Below are 17,785 nucleotides of genomic sequence, written 5' to 3' on the forward strand. Positions count from 1 at the left end.
GGGTCCCCGCGCGGCGGGCGCCCGCCCCCCCCCCCACCCCAGCCGCCGCCGGGGGGGCCCGCCCCCCCCCCCGCCGGGCCCCCCCCCCCCCGGGGGCGCCCCCCCGGCCGGACGACCGCCGTCCGCCGTCCGCGACGGTCGCACGGCGGTCGTCCGGCGCGCCGTCAGCGCAGCGGCCCCGTGTCCATCCCGGCCGACTCGGCCGGCAGGGCGACCAGGCCCAGCTCGGCCGGGGAGGCCAGCCGCGGGTGCGCGGGCAGCACCCGGACGGTGTAACCGAACGGACCGGTCCGGCAGAGCTCCAGTGCGCCCTCGTAGCGGGTGCGGCCGTCCAGGTCGGGCCCGCCGACCGCCTTGAGGGCGAGCAGGCAGGCGTCCGAGATGCCGTCCGACTCGTCGACCCGGCCGGAGACCACCTGGACCTCGACGTCGCCCGGCTCCAGCGTGCCGAGCGCGACCTGCACCCGCAGTGCCAGCGAGCTGCCCAGTTCCTGGGCCTCGGCCGGGCAGTCCGCCTCGACGTGCTCGACCCGCACGGCCGGCCAGGACTCCCGGACCTTCGTCTTCCAGAGCGCCAGCTCCCGCGCGCCGCGGTTGCCCCCGGCCGCCAGCTCCCGCTGGGCCAGCGCCGCGGGGGAGTACAGCCGTTCGACGTACTCGCGGACCATCCGGCCGGCCAGCACCTTGGGCCCGAGGGTGACCAGGGTGTGCCGGACCATGGCGATCCAGTGGTGCGGCAGCCCGTCCGCGTCACGGTCGTAGAACCGCGCGGCGACCTGCTGCTCGATCAGGTCGTAGAGCGCGGCCGCCTCGATGTCGTCGCGCCGCTCGGCCTCGCCGCTGTCCGGGTCGAGCACGCCGCCGCTCTCGTCGGCGGTGGGGATCGCCCAGCCGTTGCGGCCGTCGTACCACTCGTCCCACCAGCCGTCCAGGACGGACAGGTTGAGGCAGCCGTTGAGCGCGGCCTTCATCCCGGAGGTGCCGCAGGCCTCCAGCGGGCGCAGCGGGTTGTTGAGCCACACGTCGCAGCCCGGGTAGAGGTGCCGGGCCATCGCCATGTCGTAGTCCGGCAGGAAGACGATCCGGTGCCGGACGGCCGGGTCGTCGGCGAAGGCGACCATCTGCTGGATCAGCCGCTTGCCGCCGTCGTCGGCCGGGTGGGCCTTGCCGGCCACCACGATCTGCACCGGCCGGGTGGGGTGCAGCAGCAGGGCGCGCAGCCGCTCCGGGTCGCGCAGCATCAGCGTGAGCCGCTTGTACGAAGGCACCCGGCGGGCGAAGCCGATGGTGAGCACGTCGGGGTCGAGCACCGAGGAGACCCAGCCGAGTTCGGCCTCGCCGGCCCCGCGCTGGCGCCAGGAGGCGCGCAGCCGGCGGCGGGCCTCGTCCACCAGCTGGGCGCGCAGGGTGCGGCGCAGGTCCCAGACCTCGGCGTTGCCGATCGCCTCCAGACCGGTCCAGCGGGTGGCCTCGCCGGTGGTCATGGCCTCCTCCGCGCGCTCGGCGCCGATCTCGGCGGCGCCGAGCCGGACCACCGCCGGGTCGATCCAGGTCGCGGCGTGCACGCCGTTGGTGACCGAGGTGATCGGCACCTCGGAGGGGTCGAAGCCGGGCCACAGGCCGTTGAACATCGAGCGGCTGACCGCGCCGTGCAGGGTGGAGACCCCGTTGGCGCGCTGGGCCAGTCGCAGGCCCATGGCGGCCATGTTGAAGAGCTTCGGGTCCCCGCCGCGCCAGGTCTCGGCGCCGAGCGCGAGCACCTGGTCGACCGGGACGCCGGGCAGCGCGGCGTCGCCGCCGAAGTGGCGGGCGACCAGGTCGCGGTCGAAGCGGTCGATGCCGGCCGGGACGGGCGTGTGGGTGGTGAAGAGGGTGCCGGCCCGGACGGATTCCAGGGCGGCCGCGAAGTCGGGGCCGGCCGGGTCCTCGGCGACGAGTTCGCGGATCCGTTCGACGCCGAGGAAGCCCGCGTGGCCCTCGTTGGTGTGGAAGACCTCGGGGGCGGGGTGCCCGGTGAGCCGGCAGTAGGCGCGCACCGCCCGGACGCCGCCGATGCCGAGCAGCATCTCCTGCAGCAGCCGGTGCTCGCTGCCGCCGCCGTACAGCCGGTCGGTGACCTCGCGTTCGGCGGGCGAGTTGGCCTCGATGTCGGAGTCGAGGAGCAGCAGCGGGACCCGCCCGACCTGGGCTTTCCAGATCCGGGCGGCCAGGGTGCGGCCGCCGGGCAGGACGAGGTCGATCCGGCAGGGGGTGCCGTCGGCCTCCCGCAGCGGGCTGACCGCGAGTTCGTCCGGGTCGAGCAGCGGGTAGCGCTCCTGCTGCCAGCCGTCCCGGCCGAGGGACTGCCGGAAGTAACCGTGCCGGTAGAACAGCCCGACGCCGACGACCGGGACGCCGAGGTCGCTGGCGGCCTTGAGGTGGTCGCCGGCCAGGATGCCGAGCCCGCCGGAGTACTGCGGCAGCGCTGCGGCGATGCCGTACTCGGGCGAGAAGTAGGCGATCGCGGCGGGCAGCGGGTCGGCGCCGGACTCCGGCCGGCGGGTCTGGTACCAGCGCGGGCCGGTCAGGTAGTCGCGCAGGTCGTCGGCGAGGTCGCCGAGTCTGCGCAGGAACCGCCGGTCGGCGGCGAGTGCGGCGAGCCGGCCGGCCGGGACCTCCCCGAGCAGCCGCACCGGGTCCTCGCCGGTCGCGGCCCAGACCTCCGGGTCCACGGACCGGAACAGGTCCCTGGTCTCGGGGTGCCAGGACCAGCGCAGGTTGAGGGCCAGCTCGTGCAACGGCTGGAGTTGTTCGGGCAGGACGGTGCGGACGGTGAATCTGCGGATTGCCTTCACGGCGTGAAGCGTAGCCGCGGCGGTCGGCCCGACAGTGCGTCAAGTGGGCTATTGGGCATCCGTTCGGCCTATTGATGAGATCGCATTCGGCGCATTGGTCTGCACGGGGGGCGCGCGAGGCGCACATTTCGGGGGCCCGCGCTACCAATACGTGAACTCTGCGGTACGGATCCATTTCCGCCGGCGCATCCGCTCATGAGAAGGCCCGAAACTACTGTCGTACCGCTGCAAAAACCTTGTCGCCGATGCGAGGATGACCGAAGGTCGTTGATGCTGTGGGGAGTCCGGCGACGGGTGGCGTCCCCCTTGAAGCAGCACGTCCGAATCCTTTTCACGTTGGCCGTTCCCGCTCTCCTTAGCCCATTCGGCGCTCACCGCACACCGACGCGTGTCCTCGCGCCCGGCCCGCTCGTTCACGGGTGGACCGGGCCGCCCAGGGGCGTGCCCCCGGAGGCGTGCGCCGGGACGCGCACGGGCTCCGGGGCGTTCCGCCACCGGTTCGGCGGGCGCCGGGCAGGTTGCCGGGGACAGCGGCGCGGGCAGGCTTCCGGTCGCACGTCCTCCCCACCCAGCAGTCCTCCCGGTACTCCCCTGGCCCGAACCCGGCCCGCGGGAGCTGCCGCCGATCTCGGGCAGGAGTTTGGCATGCACGGCGACACGCGGGACCAGTCCACACCGGTGGCCGAAAACCTCGACTCAGCGGTCGCGGAATCCGCCGGACGGATGGATTCTGACACTCGGACAGATCCGCCGATGCCTGCGCCCAGGGCGTCCGGGGCGGTCGGTGGCGGATCCTCCGAATCCCGGCCCCCCGCAGCACAGCCCCCAGCAGCACCGCCCTCCGCGGCGCCCCGACGACCCGGGGCCGAGGAGGACCGGACCGCGGCACCCCGCAGGCGCACCACCACGCGCCGCACCACCGCCACCGCGTCGGCCGCCACCCCGAAGGCCGACGCCGCGGCCGGCCCCGCGCCGCGCCGGACCGCGGCGGCGAAGAAGGCGGCCGCCCCGAAGGCGGCCGCTGCCAAGACCTCCGCGGCCGGGACCGCCGCGAAACCCGCTGCCAAGACCACCGCCAAGACCGCCGCCCGCAAGACAGAGAGCGACACCGTGATCGGCCGCATCCCCGTCCTGGACGTCAGCCCGCTCGTCGACTCCGGCCGCCGCCCGGCCAAGGCCGTCGTCGGCGAGACCTTCCTGGTCACCGCGACCGTCTTCCGCGAGGGCCACGACGCCGTCAACGCCAACGTGGTGCTGCGCGACCCGCGCGGCCGCAGCGGCCCGTGGACGCCGATGCGCGAACTCGCCGAGGGCACCGACCGCTGGGGCGCGCACGTCACCCCGACCGCGCCCGGCCGGTGGTCGTACCTGGTGGAGGCGTGGAGCGACCCGATCGCCACCTGGCGCAGGACCGCCTCGGTGAAACTGCCCGCCGGGATCGACACCGCGCTGGTCCTGGAGGAGGGCGCCCGGCTGTTCGAGCAGGCCGCGGCCGGCGTGCCGAAGAAGGACGGCCGCGCCGACGTGCTGGCCGCCGCCGACGCGCTGCGCGACCCGACCATGCCGCCGCTGTCGCGGCTGGCCGCCGCCCTCGCCCCCGAGGTGCTGGAGCTGCTGGCCCGCCACCCGCTGCGCGAACTGCTCAGCGCCTCGCGTCCGCTGCCACTGCAGGTGGACCGCGAGCGCGCGCTGTTCGGCTCCTGGTACGAGTTCTTCCCCCGGTCGGAGGGCGCGGTGGTGGACCCGAGCGGCGTCGAGCCGCCGCGCACGGGCACCCTGCGCACCGCCGCCGAGCGGCTGCCCGCGGTCGCCGCGATGGGCTTCGACGTGGTCTACCTGCCGCCGGTCCACCCGATCGGCCGAGCCTTCCGCAAGGGCCCGGACAACACCCTGACGGCCGGTCCGCACGACGTCGGCTCGCCCTGGGCGATCGGCTCCCCCGAGGGCGGCCACGACGCCGTCCACCCGGACCTCGGCACCATCGAGGACTTCGACCACTTCGTCGCCGAGGCCCTGGAGCTGCACCTGGAGGTGGCACTCGACTTCGCCCTCCAGTGCTCCCCGGACCACCCCTGGGTGAACAAGCACCCGGAATGGTTCAGCCACCGCACGGACGGCACCATCGCGTACGCCGAGAACCCCCCGAAGAAGTATCAGGACATCTATCCGATCAACTTCGACCAGGACATGGACGGAATCGTCAAGGAAACCATCCGGATCCTGCGGTTCTGGATGTCCCACGGCGTGCGGATCTTCCGGGTCGACAACCCGCACACCAAACCGGTGCTGTTCTGGGAGAAGGTGCTCGCCGACATCGCCCGTACCGACCCCGATGTCGTGTTCCTGGCGGAGGCCTTCACCCGCCCCGCGATGATGCACGCCCTGGCGAAGATCGGTTTCCACCAGTCGTACACGTACTTCACCTGGCGCACCACCAAGCCGGAACTGACCGAGTACCTCACCGAACTCACCGGCGACGCAGCCGCGTACATGCGCCCCAACTTCTTCGCCAACACCCCGGACATCCTGCACGGCTACCTGCAGGACGGCGGCCGCGCCGCCTTCGCCGTCCGCGCGGTGCTCGCCGCCACCCTCTCCCCCAGCTACGGCGTCTACGCCGGCTACGAGCTGTACGAGGACGAGCCGGCCCACCCGGGCTCCGAGGAGTACCTGCACTCGGAGAAGTACGAGCTGCGCCCGCGCGACTGGAACCGCACCGACACCCTCGCCCCGCTGCTGACCGTGCTGAACCGGCTGCGCAAGCGCCACCCCGCCCTGCAGCAGCTGCGTGACCTGCGCTTCCACCCCACCGACAACGACAAGGTGCTCGCCTACTCCAAGACCGCGACCACCCCCGAGGGCCTCACCGACCAGGTCATCACCGTGGTGAACCTCGACCCGCACCACGTCCAGGAGGCCACCGTGACGCTCGACGGCGACGGCCCGTACGCGGTGCACGACGAGCTCACCGGCGCCGTCTACACCTGGGGCCGGCACAACTACGTCCGGCTCGATCCCTCAGCCGAGCCGGCTCACCTCCTCACGGTTCGGAGGAACCCAGCGTGACAGTGAACGAGCCCGTCCCCGACACCTTCCCCGAGACCTCGAAGAAGAACCTGGACCCCGAGTGGTTCAAGCGTGCGGTCTTCTACGAGGTGCTGGTGCGGTCCTTCCAGGACAGCAACGGCGACGGGGTCGGGGACCTCAAGGGGCTCACGGCCAAGCTCGACTACCTCCAGTGGCTCGGGATCGACTGCCTCTGGCTCCCCCCGTTCTTCGCCTCGCCGCTGCGTGACGGCGGCTACGACGTCTCCGACTACACCTCGGTGCTGCCGGAGTTCGGCGACCTCGCCGACTTCATGGAGTTCACCGACGCCGCGCACGCCCGCGGCATGCGCGTGATCATCGACTTCGTCATGAACCACACCAGCGACCAGCACCCGTGGTTCCAGGCCTCCCGGACGGACCCGGACGGCCCGTACGGCGACTTCTACATGTGGGCCGACGACGACAAGCAGTACCCGGACGCCCGGATCATCTTCGTCGACACCGAGACCTCCAACTGGACCTACGACCCGGTCCGCAAGCAGTACTACTGGCACCGCTTCTTCTCGCACCAGCCGGACCTCAACTACGACAACCCCCGGGTCCAGGACGAGATGATCGCCGGGCTCCGGTTCTGGCTCGACCTCGGCATCGACGGCTTCCGGCTGGACGCGGTGCCCTACCTGTTCGCCCGCGAGGGCACCAACTGCGAGAACCTGCCGGAGACCCACGAGTTCCTCAAGCGGGTCCGCAAGGAGATCGACGCCGACTACCCCGACACCGTGCTGCTCGCCGAGGCCAACCAGTGGCCGGAGGACGTCGTCGACTACTTCGGCGACTTCACCTCGGGCGGCGACGAGTGCCACATGGCGTTCCACTTCCCGGTGATGCCGCGGATCTTCATGGCGGTGCGCCGCGAGTCCCGCTACCCGGTGTCCGAGATCCTCGCCAAGACCCCGCACATCCCCAACGGGTGCCAGTGGGGCATCTTCCTGCGCAACCACGACGAGCTGACCCTGGAGATGGTCACCGACGAGGAGCGCGACTACATGTACGCGGAGTACGCCAAGGACCCCCGGATGCGCGCCAACGTGGGCATCCGCCGCCGGCTCGCCCCGCTGCTGGAGAACGACCGCAACCAGATCGAGCTGTTCACCGCCCTGCTGTTCTCCCTGCCCGGCTCCCCGGTGCTCTACTACGGGGACGAGATCGGCATGGGCGACAACATCTGGCTCGGCGACCGGGACGGCGTGCGCACGCCGATGCAGTGGACCCCGGACCGCAACGCGGGTTTCTCCTCCGCCGACCCGGGCAGGCTCAGTCTGCCGCCCATCATGGACCCGGTGTACGGCTATCAGGTGACCAACGTCGAGGCGCAGCAGAGCAGTTCGAGTTCCCTGCTGCACTGGACGCGTCGCATGATCGAGATCCGCAAGCTCAATCCGGCGTTCGGCCTCGGCAGCTACACCGAACTGCCGTCCAGCAACCCCGCCGTGCTGGCCTTCGTGCGCGAGTACGAGGGGGACCTGGTCATGTGCGTGAACAACTTCTCGCGGTTCGCGCAACCGACCGAACTGGACCTGCGGCAGTACGGCGGACGGTACCCGGTCGAGCTGATCGGCGGGGTGCGCTTCCCGTCGATCGGCGAGTGGCCCTACCTGCTCACCCTGGCCGGGCACGGCTTCTACTGGTTCCAGCTCCGGCAGCCCCCGCGCCTGAGCGGGACCAGGCGGTCGAAGTAACGATCCGCCGCGCCCCGCCGCACCCCGCACGACGCACCACCGAACCCTCCGGGGGCGCCGGTCGAACCCCAGCGCCCCCGGAGTTCTCTGCACCGCCGCGTACGGAGAACAGCCCAACGGCCACCCACACGAAGGCGTGACACCCGAGCCGTGCTCGCGTGCCGCGACCGCCGCGCCGCCGAAATCCGGAAGACTGACGGACCCGGCCACGACCCGTCGGGCAGTCCGCGTGCTTCCGGGGAAAGGGAGTCATGTCCGAAACCTCCCGTTCTCAAGCCCATGTGCAGCACGACGCCCCGGCCGGCTCCACCGCGCCGACCGGCGCGCGGGGCTCCGGGCTCCGGAGAACAGCCCTGGGGGTCAGCGAACTCGTCCAGGCGGCGCTGCCGCTGATCGCCGCGTGGCTGCCCACCCAGCGCTGGTACGCCGGGAAGGGACGGCCCATCACCGGCCTCACCCCCGTGGTCGGCACCCCGCTCCAGGTCGGCGACCCGGCCCTGCTGCACCTGCTGCTGCGGGTCGAGCACGCCACGACGGCCGGCGCCCCGCACGGCGACATCTACCAGCTACTGCTCGGCATCCGCTCGCAGGGGCTCGGGGACATCGGGCCCGGCGCCGTGCTCGGCCGGCTCAGCCAGGGCCCGTACGACGGCGCGACCCTCTACGACGCGGTGCACGACCCCGAACTCACCGGCCGCCTGCTGGAACACCTGGCCACCGGCGACCGCTTCGGCTCACTGTCCTTCCGCCGCACCCCCGGCTCCGGACTGCCCGCCAACCTCCCCGGCCGCGCCTCCACCGCCGAGCAGTCCAACAGCTCGGTCATCTACGGCACCTCGTACATCCTCAAGCTGTTCCGGCGCATCCACCCCGGCACCAACCCCGACCTCGAACTCTCGCTCGCCCTCTCCCGGGCCGGCTCCACCCGGATCCCCCGGGTCGCCGCCTGGTTCGAGAGCCGGATGGAACGCGCCGAACCCGCCACCCTCGGCCTGCTCCAGCGCTACCTGCCGGACGCCGAGGACGGCTGGGAGCTCGCCCTCGACCAGGTCGGCCGGCTCAAGGGCGACCGCTCCCCCGGCAACTTCGCCATCGAGGCGCACCGGCTCGGCCGGGCCACCGCCGAGGTGCACCGGGTCCTGGCCCGGTCGATGCCGGTCGCCCGGCTCGACCGCACCCAGACCGGTCGGCTCGCCACCGCGATGGCCGACCGGCTGGACAGCGCCGTCGCCGCCGTCCCCGGACTGCTGCGCTTCCGGGCCGCGCTGCGCACCGCCTTCCAGCAACTCGCCGACGCCCACCCGGACGGCCTGCCGGTCCAGCGCATCCACGGCGACCTCCACCTCGGCCAGGCGATGCGGACCCCGCACGGCTGGGTGCTGCTGGACTTCGAGGGCGAGCCCGCCAAGTCGGTCAACGAACGGCGCGAACCACAGCCCGCCCTGCGCGACGTCGCCGCGATGCTCCGCTCCTTCGACTACGCCGCCGCCCACCTGCTGGCCGGCGGCCCGGTCGACCCGGAGCTCGCCCACCTCGCCGCCGCCTGGGCGCAGCGCAACCGCACCGCCTTCTGCGCCGGCTACACCGCCGGGGGCGGCGCCGACCCGGCGGCCTCGCCGGAGCTGATGCGGGCGCTGGAGATCGACAAGGCGGTCTACGAGGTGGTGTACGAGGCCCGGCACCGGCCGAGCTGGCTGCCGATCCCGCTGGCCGCGATCAACCGGCTCGCCCTGTCCGTCTGACCGCCGATCCCGCCGCCCCGCTCGCCCGCCCCCGTTCGCCCGTCCCCGTTCGCCCGTCCCGCACCGCCGTTCCCCGTACCGCCCGCAGGAGTTCGCCCACCCCCGCCGCAGGAGGACCACGCCGTGACGCCGCTCGACCCGACCGGCCGCCCCAACCGCCCAGTTCCGGCCACCTTCACGGCCGGCCCGGGCACGCCCCCGGCCGAGGACCAGGAGGCCCTCCCGCCCGGGGCCGAGGCCCCGGCGGCGAGCGGGCCGGGCACCTCGCCGCCCGCCGTCCCGCCCACCGCGCCGTCCGGGTCCCTGCGCCTGCCCGAGGCGCCGCTGCCGCCGTCCGAGGTGGACCGACTGGTGGGCGGGCGGCACCACGACCCGCACGCGCTGCTCGGCGCGCACCCCGTGCACGGCGGCACGGCGATCCGGGTGCTGCGCCCGTTCGCCGACCGGGTGGTCGTCGAGACCCCCGAGGGCCCGGCCGAACTCACCCACCAGCAGAGCGGGTTGTTCACCGGCCTGGTGGTCGGCGGCGACCTCCCGGACTACTCCCTGCTGGTGTCCTACCCGGACGGTGAGCCACTGCGCCAGCAGGACGGCTACCGCACCCCGCCCACCCTCGGCGACCTCGACCTGCACCTGATCTCCGAAGGCCGGCACGAGCAGCTGTGGCGGGCGCTCGGCTCGCACGTGCGCACCGTCGACGGCGTGACCGGCACCGCGTTCGCGGTCTGGGCGCCCAACGCGGTCGGGGTGCGGCTGATCGGCGACTTCAACCACTGGAACGGCACCGGGCACCCGATGCGCTCGCTCGGCTCGTCCGGGATCTGGGAGCTGTTCGTCCCGGGCCTGGCCGAGGGCGCCACGTACAAGTACGAGGTCCACACCCGGCAGGGTTGGGTGCTCGACAAGGCCGACCCGCTCGCCCGGGCCGCCCAGTGCCCGCCCGGCACCGCCTCGGTGGTCACCTCCTCCTCCTACACGTGGCAGGACGACGAGTGGATGGCCCGCCGGGCCCGCGCCACGCACCACCGGGCACCGATGTCGGTGTACGAACTGCACCTGCCCTCCTGGCGCCCCGACCTCACCGACTACCGCGCCATCGCCGAGGAACTCCCCCGGTACCTGAAGGAGTTGAACTTCACCCACGTGGAGTTCATGCCGGTGATGGAGCACCCCTTCGGCGGCTCCTGGGGCTACCAGGTGTCCGGCTACTACGCCCCCACCGCCCGGCTCGGCGGCCCGGACGGGTTCCGGTACCTGGTCGACACCCTGCACCGGCACGGCATCGGCGTGATCGTCGACTGGGTGCCCGCGCACTTCCCCAAGGACGACTTCGCGCTCGCCCGCTTCGACGGCGAGCCGCTGTACGAGCCCGCCGACCCGCAGCGCGCCGAGCACCCCGACTGGGGGACGCTGGAGTTCGACTACGGCCGCAAGGAGGTGCGCAACTTCCTCGTCGCCAACGCGGTCTACTGGTGCGAGGAGTTCCACATCGACGGCCTGCGGGTGGACGCCGTCGCCTCGATGCTCTACCTGGACTACTCCCGCGAGGGCGACGCCTGGACGCCCAACCAGTACGGCGGCCGGGAGAACCTGGACGCGGCCTCCTTCCTCCAGGAGATGAACGCCACCGTCTACCGGCGCTGCCCCGGCGTGATCACCATCGCCGAGGAGTCCACCGCCTGGGACGGGGTCACCCGCCCCACCGACGCCGGCGGCCTCGGCTTCGGGCTGAAGTGGAACATGGGCTGGATGCACGACTCGCTGGTCTACATGTCCAAGGAGCCGGTGCACCGCAAGTACCACCACAACGAGATCACCTTCTCGATGGTGTACGCCTACTCGGAGAACTACGTCCTGCCGATCTCGCACGACGAGGTCGTCCACGGCAAGCAGGCCCTGGTCTCCAAGATGCCCGGCGACTGGTGGCAGCAGCGCGCCAACCACCGCGCCTACCTGGGCTTCATGTGGTCCCACCCGGGCAAGCAACTGCTGTACATGGGGCAGGAGTTCGCCCAAGGCGCGGAGTGGGACCACGAGCAGGGCCCGCAGTGGTGGGTGCTCGACGAGCAGTGGCCGGCCCACCGGGACCACCGCGGCGTGCGCCGCCTGGTCCGCGACCTCAACCGGCGCTACCTCGACACCCCCGCCCTGTGGGAGCTGGACACCACCCCGGACGGCTTCCGCTGGCTCGACGGCGGCGCCGCCGACGACAACCTGCTCTCCTACGTCCGCTACGCGGCCGACGGCACCCCGCTGGTCGCGGTCTGCAACTTCTCCCCGGTCGTCCGGCACGGTCGCCGGGTCGGCCTGCCCCGGCTGGCGGGCCGGGACCAGCTGTGGGAGGAACTGCTGAACACCGACGCCGAGGAGTACGGCGGCAGCGGCATCGGCAACTCCCACCCGGTCAAGGCCGAAGCGGTGGAATGGGACGGCCAGCCCCGCTCCGCCGAACTGATCCTCCCGCCGCTCTCCACCCTCTGGCTCCGCCCGGCGTGATCGCCTAGGCTCCCCGCCTGGGACTGATCGTCAGCAGGCGGGGGGCTTGCGCGTGTTTCTCGTGCTGGAACTGCTCTACCTCCTGCTGCCGGCGATCTGCTGGGCGTTCCTGGTCCGCACCCGGGTGATCGGGGTGACCGTCTTCGCCGTCCTCGCCGGCCTGGCCGTCGCGCTCGTCGGCCTGGAGGAGGACTGGTACTTCACCCGCGCCACCGCCGAGATCGAGGTCGGCTACCCGACCGCAGCCGGCCTGGTGGTCCTCGCGGGCGGGCTGGCCGAGCGGTGGCTGCGCGGCCCCCGGCCCGAGAAGGAGTACGACCACCCGGTGGCCGGCTCGGCCGTCGCGATCACCGTCCACACCCTGGCCGGGGTGGTGATCGCGTTCGCCTACCTGCTCATCGGCCGCGACTCCTTCCTTCCGAGCCTCGCCGAAGTACCGCTGCCGCCCGGGGTGACCGTCGAGCACGCCGACGAGGGCTACTGCGGCTCGAACTTCTGCTCCCGGACCCTCACCCTCGGCAGCAGCACCGGCCTGTCGCCCGCCGAAGTGCAGGCCCGACTGCGGGCCGCGCTCGCCGCCGACGGCTGGACGCCCGGCCGCGGCGACTCCCTGCGGCGGCCGCACGGCTGGCTGGTGGACCGGCGGGTGTCGGAGATCTTCCTCGGCGGGATGACGGTGGAGCTGTCCGGCTCGGAGACCACCAACGTCGAGCGCTGACCTCCGCCGCCTCCCGACAGGGCCTTCGCCCCTTGCCCCGGGTGCGGTCCTCTGCTCGCGGACGGTCGTTCGGGGTGCGAAGGTATGGTCGATATGACCACCTTCCGAGGCGACGGAACGGAGACACCCACGTGGCGCGCAGCGTGTACGTGACCGGGATCGACCGGGGGGACGGCCGCCAGGCCGTCGAACTCGGGGTCATGGAACTGCTCACCCGCCAGGTGGACCGGGTCGGGGTCTTCCGCCCGCTGGTGCACGCCGCCGCGCCCGGGCAGCCGGGATCGGACCACGTGGTCGAACTGCTGCGCGGCCGCTACCGGATCGACCTGCCGGGCACCGAGCTGTACGGCCTCACCTACGAGGAGGCCGCCGCGCTGCAGGCCGCCCAGGGACAGGACGAGCTGGTCTCCGTCCTGGTCGACCGGTTCCGCGCGCTGGAACGGCGCTGCCAGGCGGTGCTGGTGCTCGGCACCGACTTCGCCGACACCAACATCCCGGACGAGCTGGCCTTCAACGCCCGCCTCGCCAACGAGTTCGGCGCCGCCGTGCTGCCCGTGGTCGGCGGGCACGCCGGGGACCCGGAGGCCGTGATCGCCGAGGTGCGCAACGCCCACCGGGCGTACACCGACCTCGGCTGCGAGACCCTGGCGATGATCGCCAACCGGGTCGCCCCCGGCGGCAAGCAGCGGATCCAGCGCAAACTCACCGAGAAGCTGCCCATCCCCGCCTACGTCATCCCGGAGGAGCCGGCGCTGGCCGCGCCGACCGTCTCCCAGCTGGTCGAGGCGACCGGCGCCGAGGTGCTGCTCGGGGACGCCTCCGGCCTGGCCCGGGACGTGCGCGGCTACGTCTTCGGCGGCGCGATGCTGCCGACCTTCCTGGACGCGCTGACCGAGGGCGCGCTGGTCGTCACCCCCGGGGACCGCGCCGACCTGGTGATCGGCTCCCTGGCCGCGCACGCCGCCGGCGCCCCGCCGATCGCCGGCGTGCTGCTGACGCTCGGCCAGCACCCCGGCCCGAACGTGATGGCGCTGGCCGCCCGGCTCGCCCCGGGCACCCCGGTCGCGGTCGTCCCGGAGGGCAGCTGGCCCACCGCCGCCACCCTGACCCACCTGGAGGGCAAGCTCACCGCGGCCAGCCCGCGGAAGGCCGAGATCGCCCTCGGCCTGTTCGAACTGCACGTCGACACCGCCGAGTTGACCAACCTGATCGAGGTCGGCCGGTCCGAACGGGTCACCCCGATGATGTTCGAGCACGAGCTGCTGGAACGCGCCCGGGCCGGCCGTCGGCACGTGGTGCTGCCCGAGGGCACCGAGGAGCGGGTGCTGCGCGCCGCCGAGATCCTGCTGCGCCGCAACATCTGCGACCTCACCCTGCTCGGCGAGCCGGACGCGGTGCGCCGCAAGGCCGCCGGCCTCGGCATCGAACTGCCCCAGGCGGGGGCACCTGCCGGCAGCCGGGCCGGGGAGGACCCGGCCGCCGACCGCGCGCAGGTCCGGATCGTCGACCCGACCACCAGCCCGCTGCGCCGCCAGTTCGCCGAGCTGTACGCACGGCTGCGGGCCCACCGGGGGATGACCGTCGAGCTGGCCCTGGACGTGGTCACCGACGTCTCCTACTTCGGCACCCTGATGGTCCAGGAGGGCATCGCGGACGGCATGGTCTCCGGCGCGGCGCACTCCACCGCGGCCACCATCCGGCCCGCCTTCGAGGTGATCAAGACCTCGCCGGGCGCCTCGATCGTCTCCTCCGTCTTCTTCATGTGCCTGGCCGACAGGGTGCTGGTGTACGGCGACTGCGCGGTCAACCCCGACCCGGACGCCCAGCAGCTGGCCGACATCGCGATCCAGGCCGCCGCGACCGCCGCCCAGTTCGGTGTCGAACCGCGGGTCGCGATGCTCTCGTACTCGACCGGCACCTCGGGCTCGGGCGCGGACGTCGACAAGGTCCGCAAGGCCACCGAGCTCGTCCGCGAGCTGCGGCCGGACATCCTGGTGGAGGGCCCGATCCAGTACGACGCGGCGGTGGACGAGCACGTCGCGGCCACCAAGCTGCCGGGCTCGCCGGTCGCCGGTCGGGCCACCGTGCTGATCTTCCCGGACCTGAACACCGGCAACAACACCTACAAGGCCGTGCAGCGCTCGGCCGGCGCGGTCGCGGTCGGCCCGGTGCTGCAGGGGCTGCGCAAACCCGTCAACGACCTGTCGCGCGGGGCGCTGGTGCAGGACATCGTCAACACGGTCGCGATCACCGCCATCCAGTCCCAGGACCGCAAGGAGGCGCAGGCATGAGTGAGCGGAGCGTGGGGGTCCCCCCGGCCGAGGGCCGGGGGAGGACCATCGGCAGGTGCACGTTCCGCGGAACGCCCGCCGCGCACGTCACGGAGGTGGGCGCATGAGTGACGGCACCCGCGTCCTGGTGCTGAACGCCGGCTCCTCGTCGGTGAAGTACCAGCTGATCGACATGCTGGACGGCGCCCGGCTGGCCTCCGGGCTGGTCGAGCGGATCGGCGAGGCCGGCGGGCGCCTGGTGCACACCCCGCGCACGGGCGAGCGGCGCGAGGCCTCGCAGGTCTTCCCGGACCACAGCGCCGCGCTGAAGGCCGTCGCCGAGGAACTGGCCGCCGACGGCCTCGGGCTGGACTCCCCCGAGCTGGCCGCGATCGGCCACCGGGTGGTGCACGGCGGCAAGCGGTTCACCGAACCGACCGTCATCACCGACGAGGTGCTCCGGGAGGTCCGCCGGCTGATCCCGGTCGCCCCGCTGCACAACCCGGCCAACATCACCGGCATCGAGGTCGCCCGGGCGCTGCGCCCCGACCTCCCCCAGGTGGCCGTCTTCGACACCGCCTTCCACGCCTCGATGCCGGAGTCCGCGGCCCGGTACGCGATCGACAAGGACGTCGCCGACGAGCACCGGGTGCGCCGCTACGGCTTCCACGGCACCTCGCACCAGTACGTCTCGCGGGCCACCGCCCGGCTGCTCGGCAAGGATCCGGCCGAGGTCAACGTGATCGTGCTGCACCTGGGCAACGGCGCCTCCGCCTCGGCGGTCAGCGGCGGTCGCTGCGTGGACACCTCGATGGGCCTGACCCCGCTGGAGGGCCTGGTCATGGGCACCCGCTCGGGCGACATCGACGCCGGCGTGGTGTTCCACCTGCACCGGGTCGGCGGCCTGTCGATCGACGAGATCGACGACCTGCTCAACCGCCGCAGCGGCCTGCGCGGCCTGTGCGGCGACAACGACATGCGCGAGATCATGCGCCGAGCGGACGAGGGGGACGCGGACGCACAGCTCGCCTTCGACTCGTACGTCCACCGGCTGCGCAAGTACATCGGCGGCTACTACGCGGTGCTCGGCCGGGTGGACGCGATCGCGTTCACCGCGGGGGTCGGGGAGAACGCGGCGCCGGTGCGCGCGGCGGCCACCGCGGGGCTGGAGGAGCTGGGCATCGCCGTGGACCCGGAGCTGAACTCGGTGCGCTCCGGCGAGGCCCGGATCGTCTCGCCCGCGTACGCCCGGGTGGCGGTCGCGGTGGTGCCCACCGACGAGGAGCTGGAGATCGCCCGGCAGGCCTTCGCGCTGGTGCACCGGGAACACCAGGGGTCCGAGGACTGACACGGAATCGTCTCACTCCTCGGAATTATTCGTCGGCGATTCCTCCCGGTCCGTGCCGAATGCACCCATAACACGAACGGATAGACTGATCCATATGCGCCGAGCGAAAATTGTCTGCACCCTGGGTCCGGCGACGGACTCCTACGAACAGCTGAAGGCCATCGTCGAGGCGGGCATGAACGTCGCCCGACTGAACATGAGCCACGGCAACCACGCGGACCACGAGGAGCGGTACCACAAGGTCCGCCAGGTCTCGGAGGACACCGGCAAGGCCATCGGCGTCCTGGCCGACCTCCAGGGTCCGAAGATCCGTCTGGCGACCTTCGCCAACGGCCCGGTGACCGTCGACAACGGCGACGAGTTCACCATCACCACCGAAGACGTCCCCGGTGACCAGCACATCTGCGGCACCACCTACAAGGGCCTGCCCGGCGACGTGAAGCCCGGCGACCCGATCCTGATCAACGACGGCGTCATCGCCCTGGAGGTCGTCAGCGTCGACGGCCCGCGGGTGAAGACCGTGGTGGTCGAGGGCGGCGTGCTCTCGAACAACAAGGGCATCAACCTGCCCGGCGCGGCCGTGAACGTGCCCGCCCTGTCCGAGAAGGACAAGGACGACCTGCGCTTCGCGCTGCGCCTGGGCGTCGACATGGTCGCCCTGTCCTTCGTCCGCAACGCGGACGACATCAAGGACGTCCACGAGATCATGGACGAGGTCGGCATCCGGGTGCCGGTCATCGCCAAGATCGAGAAGCCGCAGGCCGTCGAGGCCATGGAGGAGATCGTCCTCGCCTTCGACGCCATCATGGTCGCCCGCGGCGACCTCGCCGTCGAGTACCCGCTGGAGCGGGTGCCGCTGGTCCAGAAGCAGCTGGTCACCCTGGCCCGCCGCAATGCCAAGCCGGTCATCGTCGCCACTCAGATGATGGAGTCGATGATCCACGCCTCGCGCCCGACCCGCGCCGAGGTCTCCGACGTCGCCAACGCCATCCTGGACGGTACCGACGCGGTGATGCTCTCCGCCGAGTCCAGCGTCGGCAAGTACCCGGTCGAGACCGTCCGCACCATGAGCCGGATCTGCGAGAAGGCCGAGGAGGAGCTCGTCTCCCAGGGCCTGCAGCCGCTCAACCCGGGCCGCAAGCCGCGCACCCAGGGCGGCTCGGTCGCCCGCGCCGCGTGCGAGCTGGGCGACTTCCTCGACGGGAAGGCGCTGGTCGCGTTCACCAAGTCCGGCGACACCGCGCGCCGGCTGTCCCGCTACCGCTCGCCGATCCCGGTGATCGCGTTCACCCCGGACTCCGCGACCCGCAACCAGCTGTCGCTGAGCTGGGGCGTCGAGGCGTACGTCACCGAGCAGGTGGCCACCACCGACGCCATGGTCGCCCAGGTCGACCGTGAGCTGCTGCGGCTGGGCCGGCTCGCCGAGGGCGAGACCGTCATCGTCACCGCCGGTGTCCCGGTCGGCATCCCCGGCACCACCAACATGGTGCAGGTGCACCACCTCGGCACCCGGGGCGAGTGAGCACCCGCCCGTCAGAACGCCCGTGGGGCGGTCCTCCCGTACGGAGGGCCGCCCCACGGGCGTCACGG

General features: G+C 72.6%; 9 protein-coding genes. 8 read left to right on the top strand and 1 reads right to left on the bottom strand.

Translation table 11 applies throughout. The features are described from left to right. Positions 1–164 precede the first annotated feature (164 nt). Entirely contained in the window at positions 165–2,834 is a 2,670-nt protein-coding gene (glgP, locus tag ACFV0O_RS18980) for an alpha-glucan family phosphorylase (RefSeq protein WP_380342921.1), read from the bottom strand. Between the two features lie 1,110 nt (positions 2,835–3,944). Between glgP and ACFV0O_RS18985 the strand changes: the two genes are divergently transcribed. From ACFV0O_RS18985 to pyk, 8 genes are all read left to right on the top strand, one after another. Next, positions 3,945–5,900, top strand: a complete 1,956-nt coding sequence (locus ACFV0O_RS18985; RefSeq protein WP_380343105.1) for an alpha-1,4-glucan--maltose-1-phosphate maltosyltransferase — start codon at positions 3,945–3,947, stop codon at positions 5,898–5,900. Then, positions 5,897–7,621, top strand: a complete 1,725-nt coding sequence (treS, locus tag ACFV0O_RS18990) for a maltose alpha-D-glucosyltransferase (RefSeq protein WP_360254084.1) — start codon at positions 5,897–5,899, stop codon at positions 7,619–7,621. Before ACFV0O_RS18985 ends, treS begins: the two co-directional genes overlap by 4 nt. Before the next feature lie 251 nt (positions 7,622–7,872). Further along, positions 7,873–9,363, top strand: coding sequence for a phosphotransferase (locus tag ACFV0O_RS18995; RefSeq protein WP_360254082.1), 1,491 nt, complete (start codon positions 7,873–7,875; stop codon positions 9,361–9,363). A 123-nt stretch (positions 9,364–9,486) separates the two neighbouring features. Continuing rightward, positions 9,487–11,859: a 1,4-alpha-glucan branching protein GlgB gene (gene glgB / locus ACFV0O_RS19000; RefSeq protein ID WP_380342925.1), complete on the top strand. Its 2,373-nt coding sequence runs from the start codon at positions 9,487–9,489 to the stop codon at positions 11,857–11,859. Positions 11,860–11,905: 46 nt separating this feature from the next. Further along, a complete protein-coding gene (locus ACFV0O_RS19005) occupies positions 11,906–12,577 on the top strand; it encodes a hypothetical protein (protein ID WP_380342928.1) in 672 nt (223 codons plus the stop codon). A gap of 131 nt (positions 12,578–12,708) precedes the next feature. Continuing rightward, positions 12,709–14,868 (top strand): phosphate acetyltransferase, encoded by a 2,160-nt coding sequence (gene pta, locus ACFV0O_RS19010; RefSeq protein WP_380342930.1) that lies wholly within the window; start codon positions 12,709–12,711, stop codon positions 14,866–14,868. Between the two features lie 103 nt (positions 14,869–14,971). Further along, a complete protein-coding gene (locus ACFV0O_RS19015; RefSeq protein ID WP_380342932.1) occupies positions 14,972–16,195 on the top strand; it encodes an acetate kinase in 1,224 nt (407 codons plus the stop codon). Between the two features lie 94 nt (positions 16,196–16,289). After that, on the top strand, positions 16,290–17,717 hold the full coding sequence (pyk, locus tag ACFV0O_RS19020; RefSeq protein WP_380342934.1) for a pyruvate kinase: 1,428 nt from the start codon (positions 16,290–16,292) through the stop codon (positions 17,715–17,717). Positions 17,718–17,785 lie beyond the last annotated feature (68 nt).

The sequence above is a fragment of the Kitasatospora sp. NPDC059577 genome, assembly GCF_042735475.1.
In the GTDB taxonomy this organism is placed as follows: domain Bacteria; phylum Actinomycetota; class Actinomycetes; order Streptomycetales; family Streptomycetaceae; genus Kitasatospora.

Bases quoted from the DNA above. Each gene is read 5' to 3' on its own strand.
- ACFV0O_RS18995 (WP_360254082.1), top strand. From the start codon at position 7,873: ATGTCCGAAACCTCCCGTTCTCAAGCCCATGTGCAGCACGACGCCCCG.
- pyk (WP_380342934.1), top strand. From the start codon at position 16,290: ATGCGCCGAGCGAAAATTGTCTGCACCCTGGGTCCGGCGACGGACTCC.
- ACFV0O_RS19015 (WP_380342932.1), top strand. From the start codon at position 14,972: ATGAGTGACGGCACCCGCGTCCTGGTGCTGAACGCCGGCTCCTCGTCG.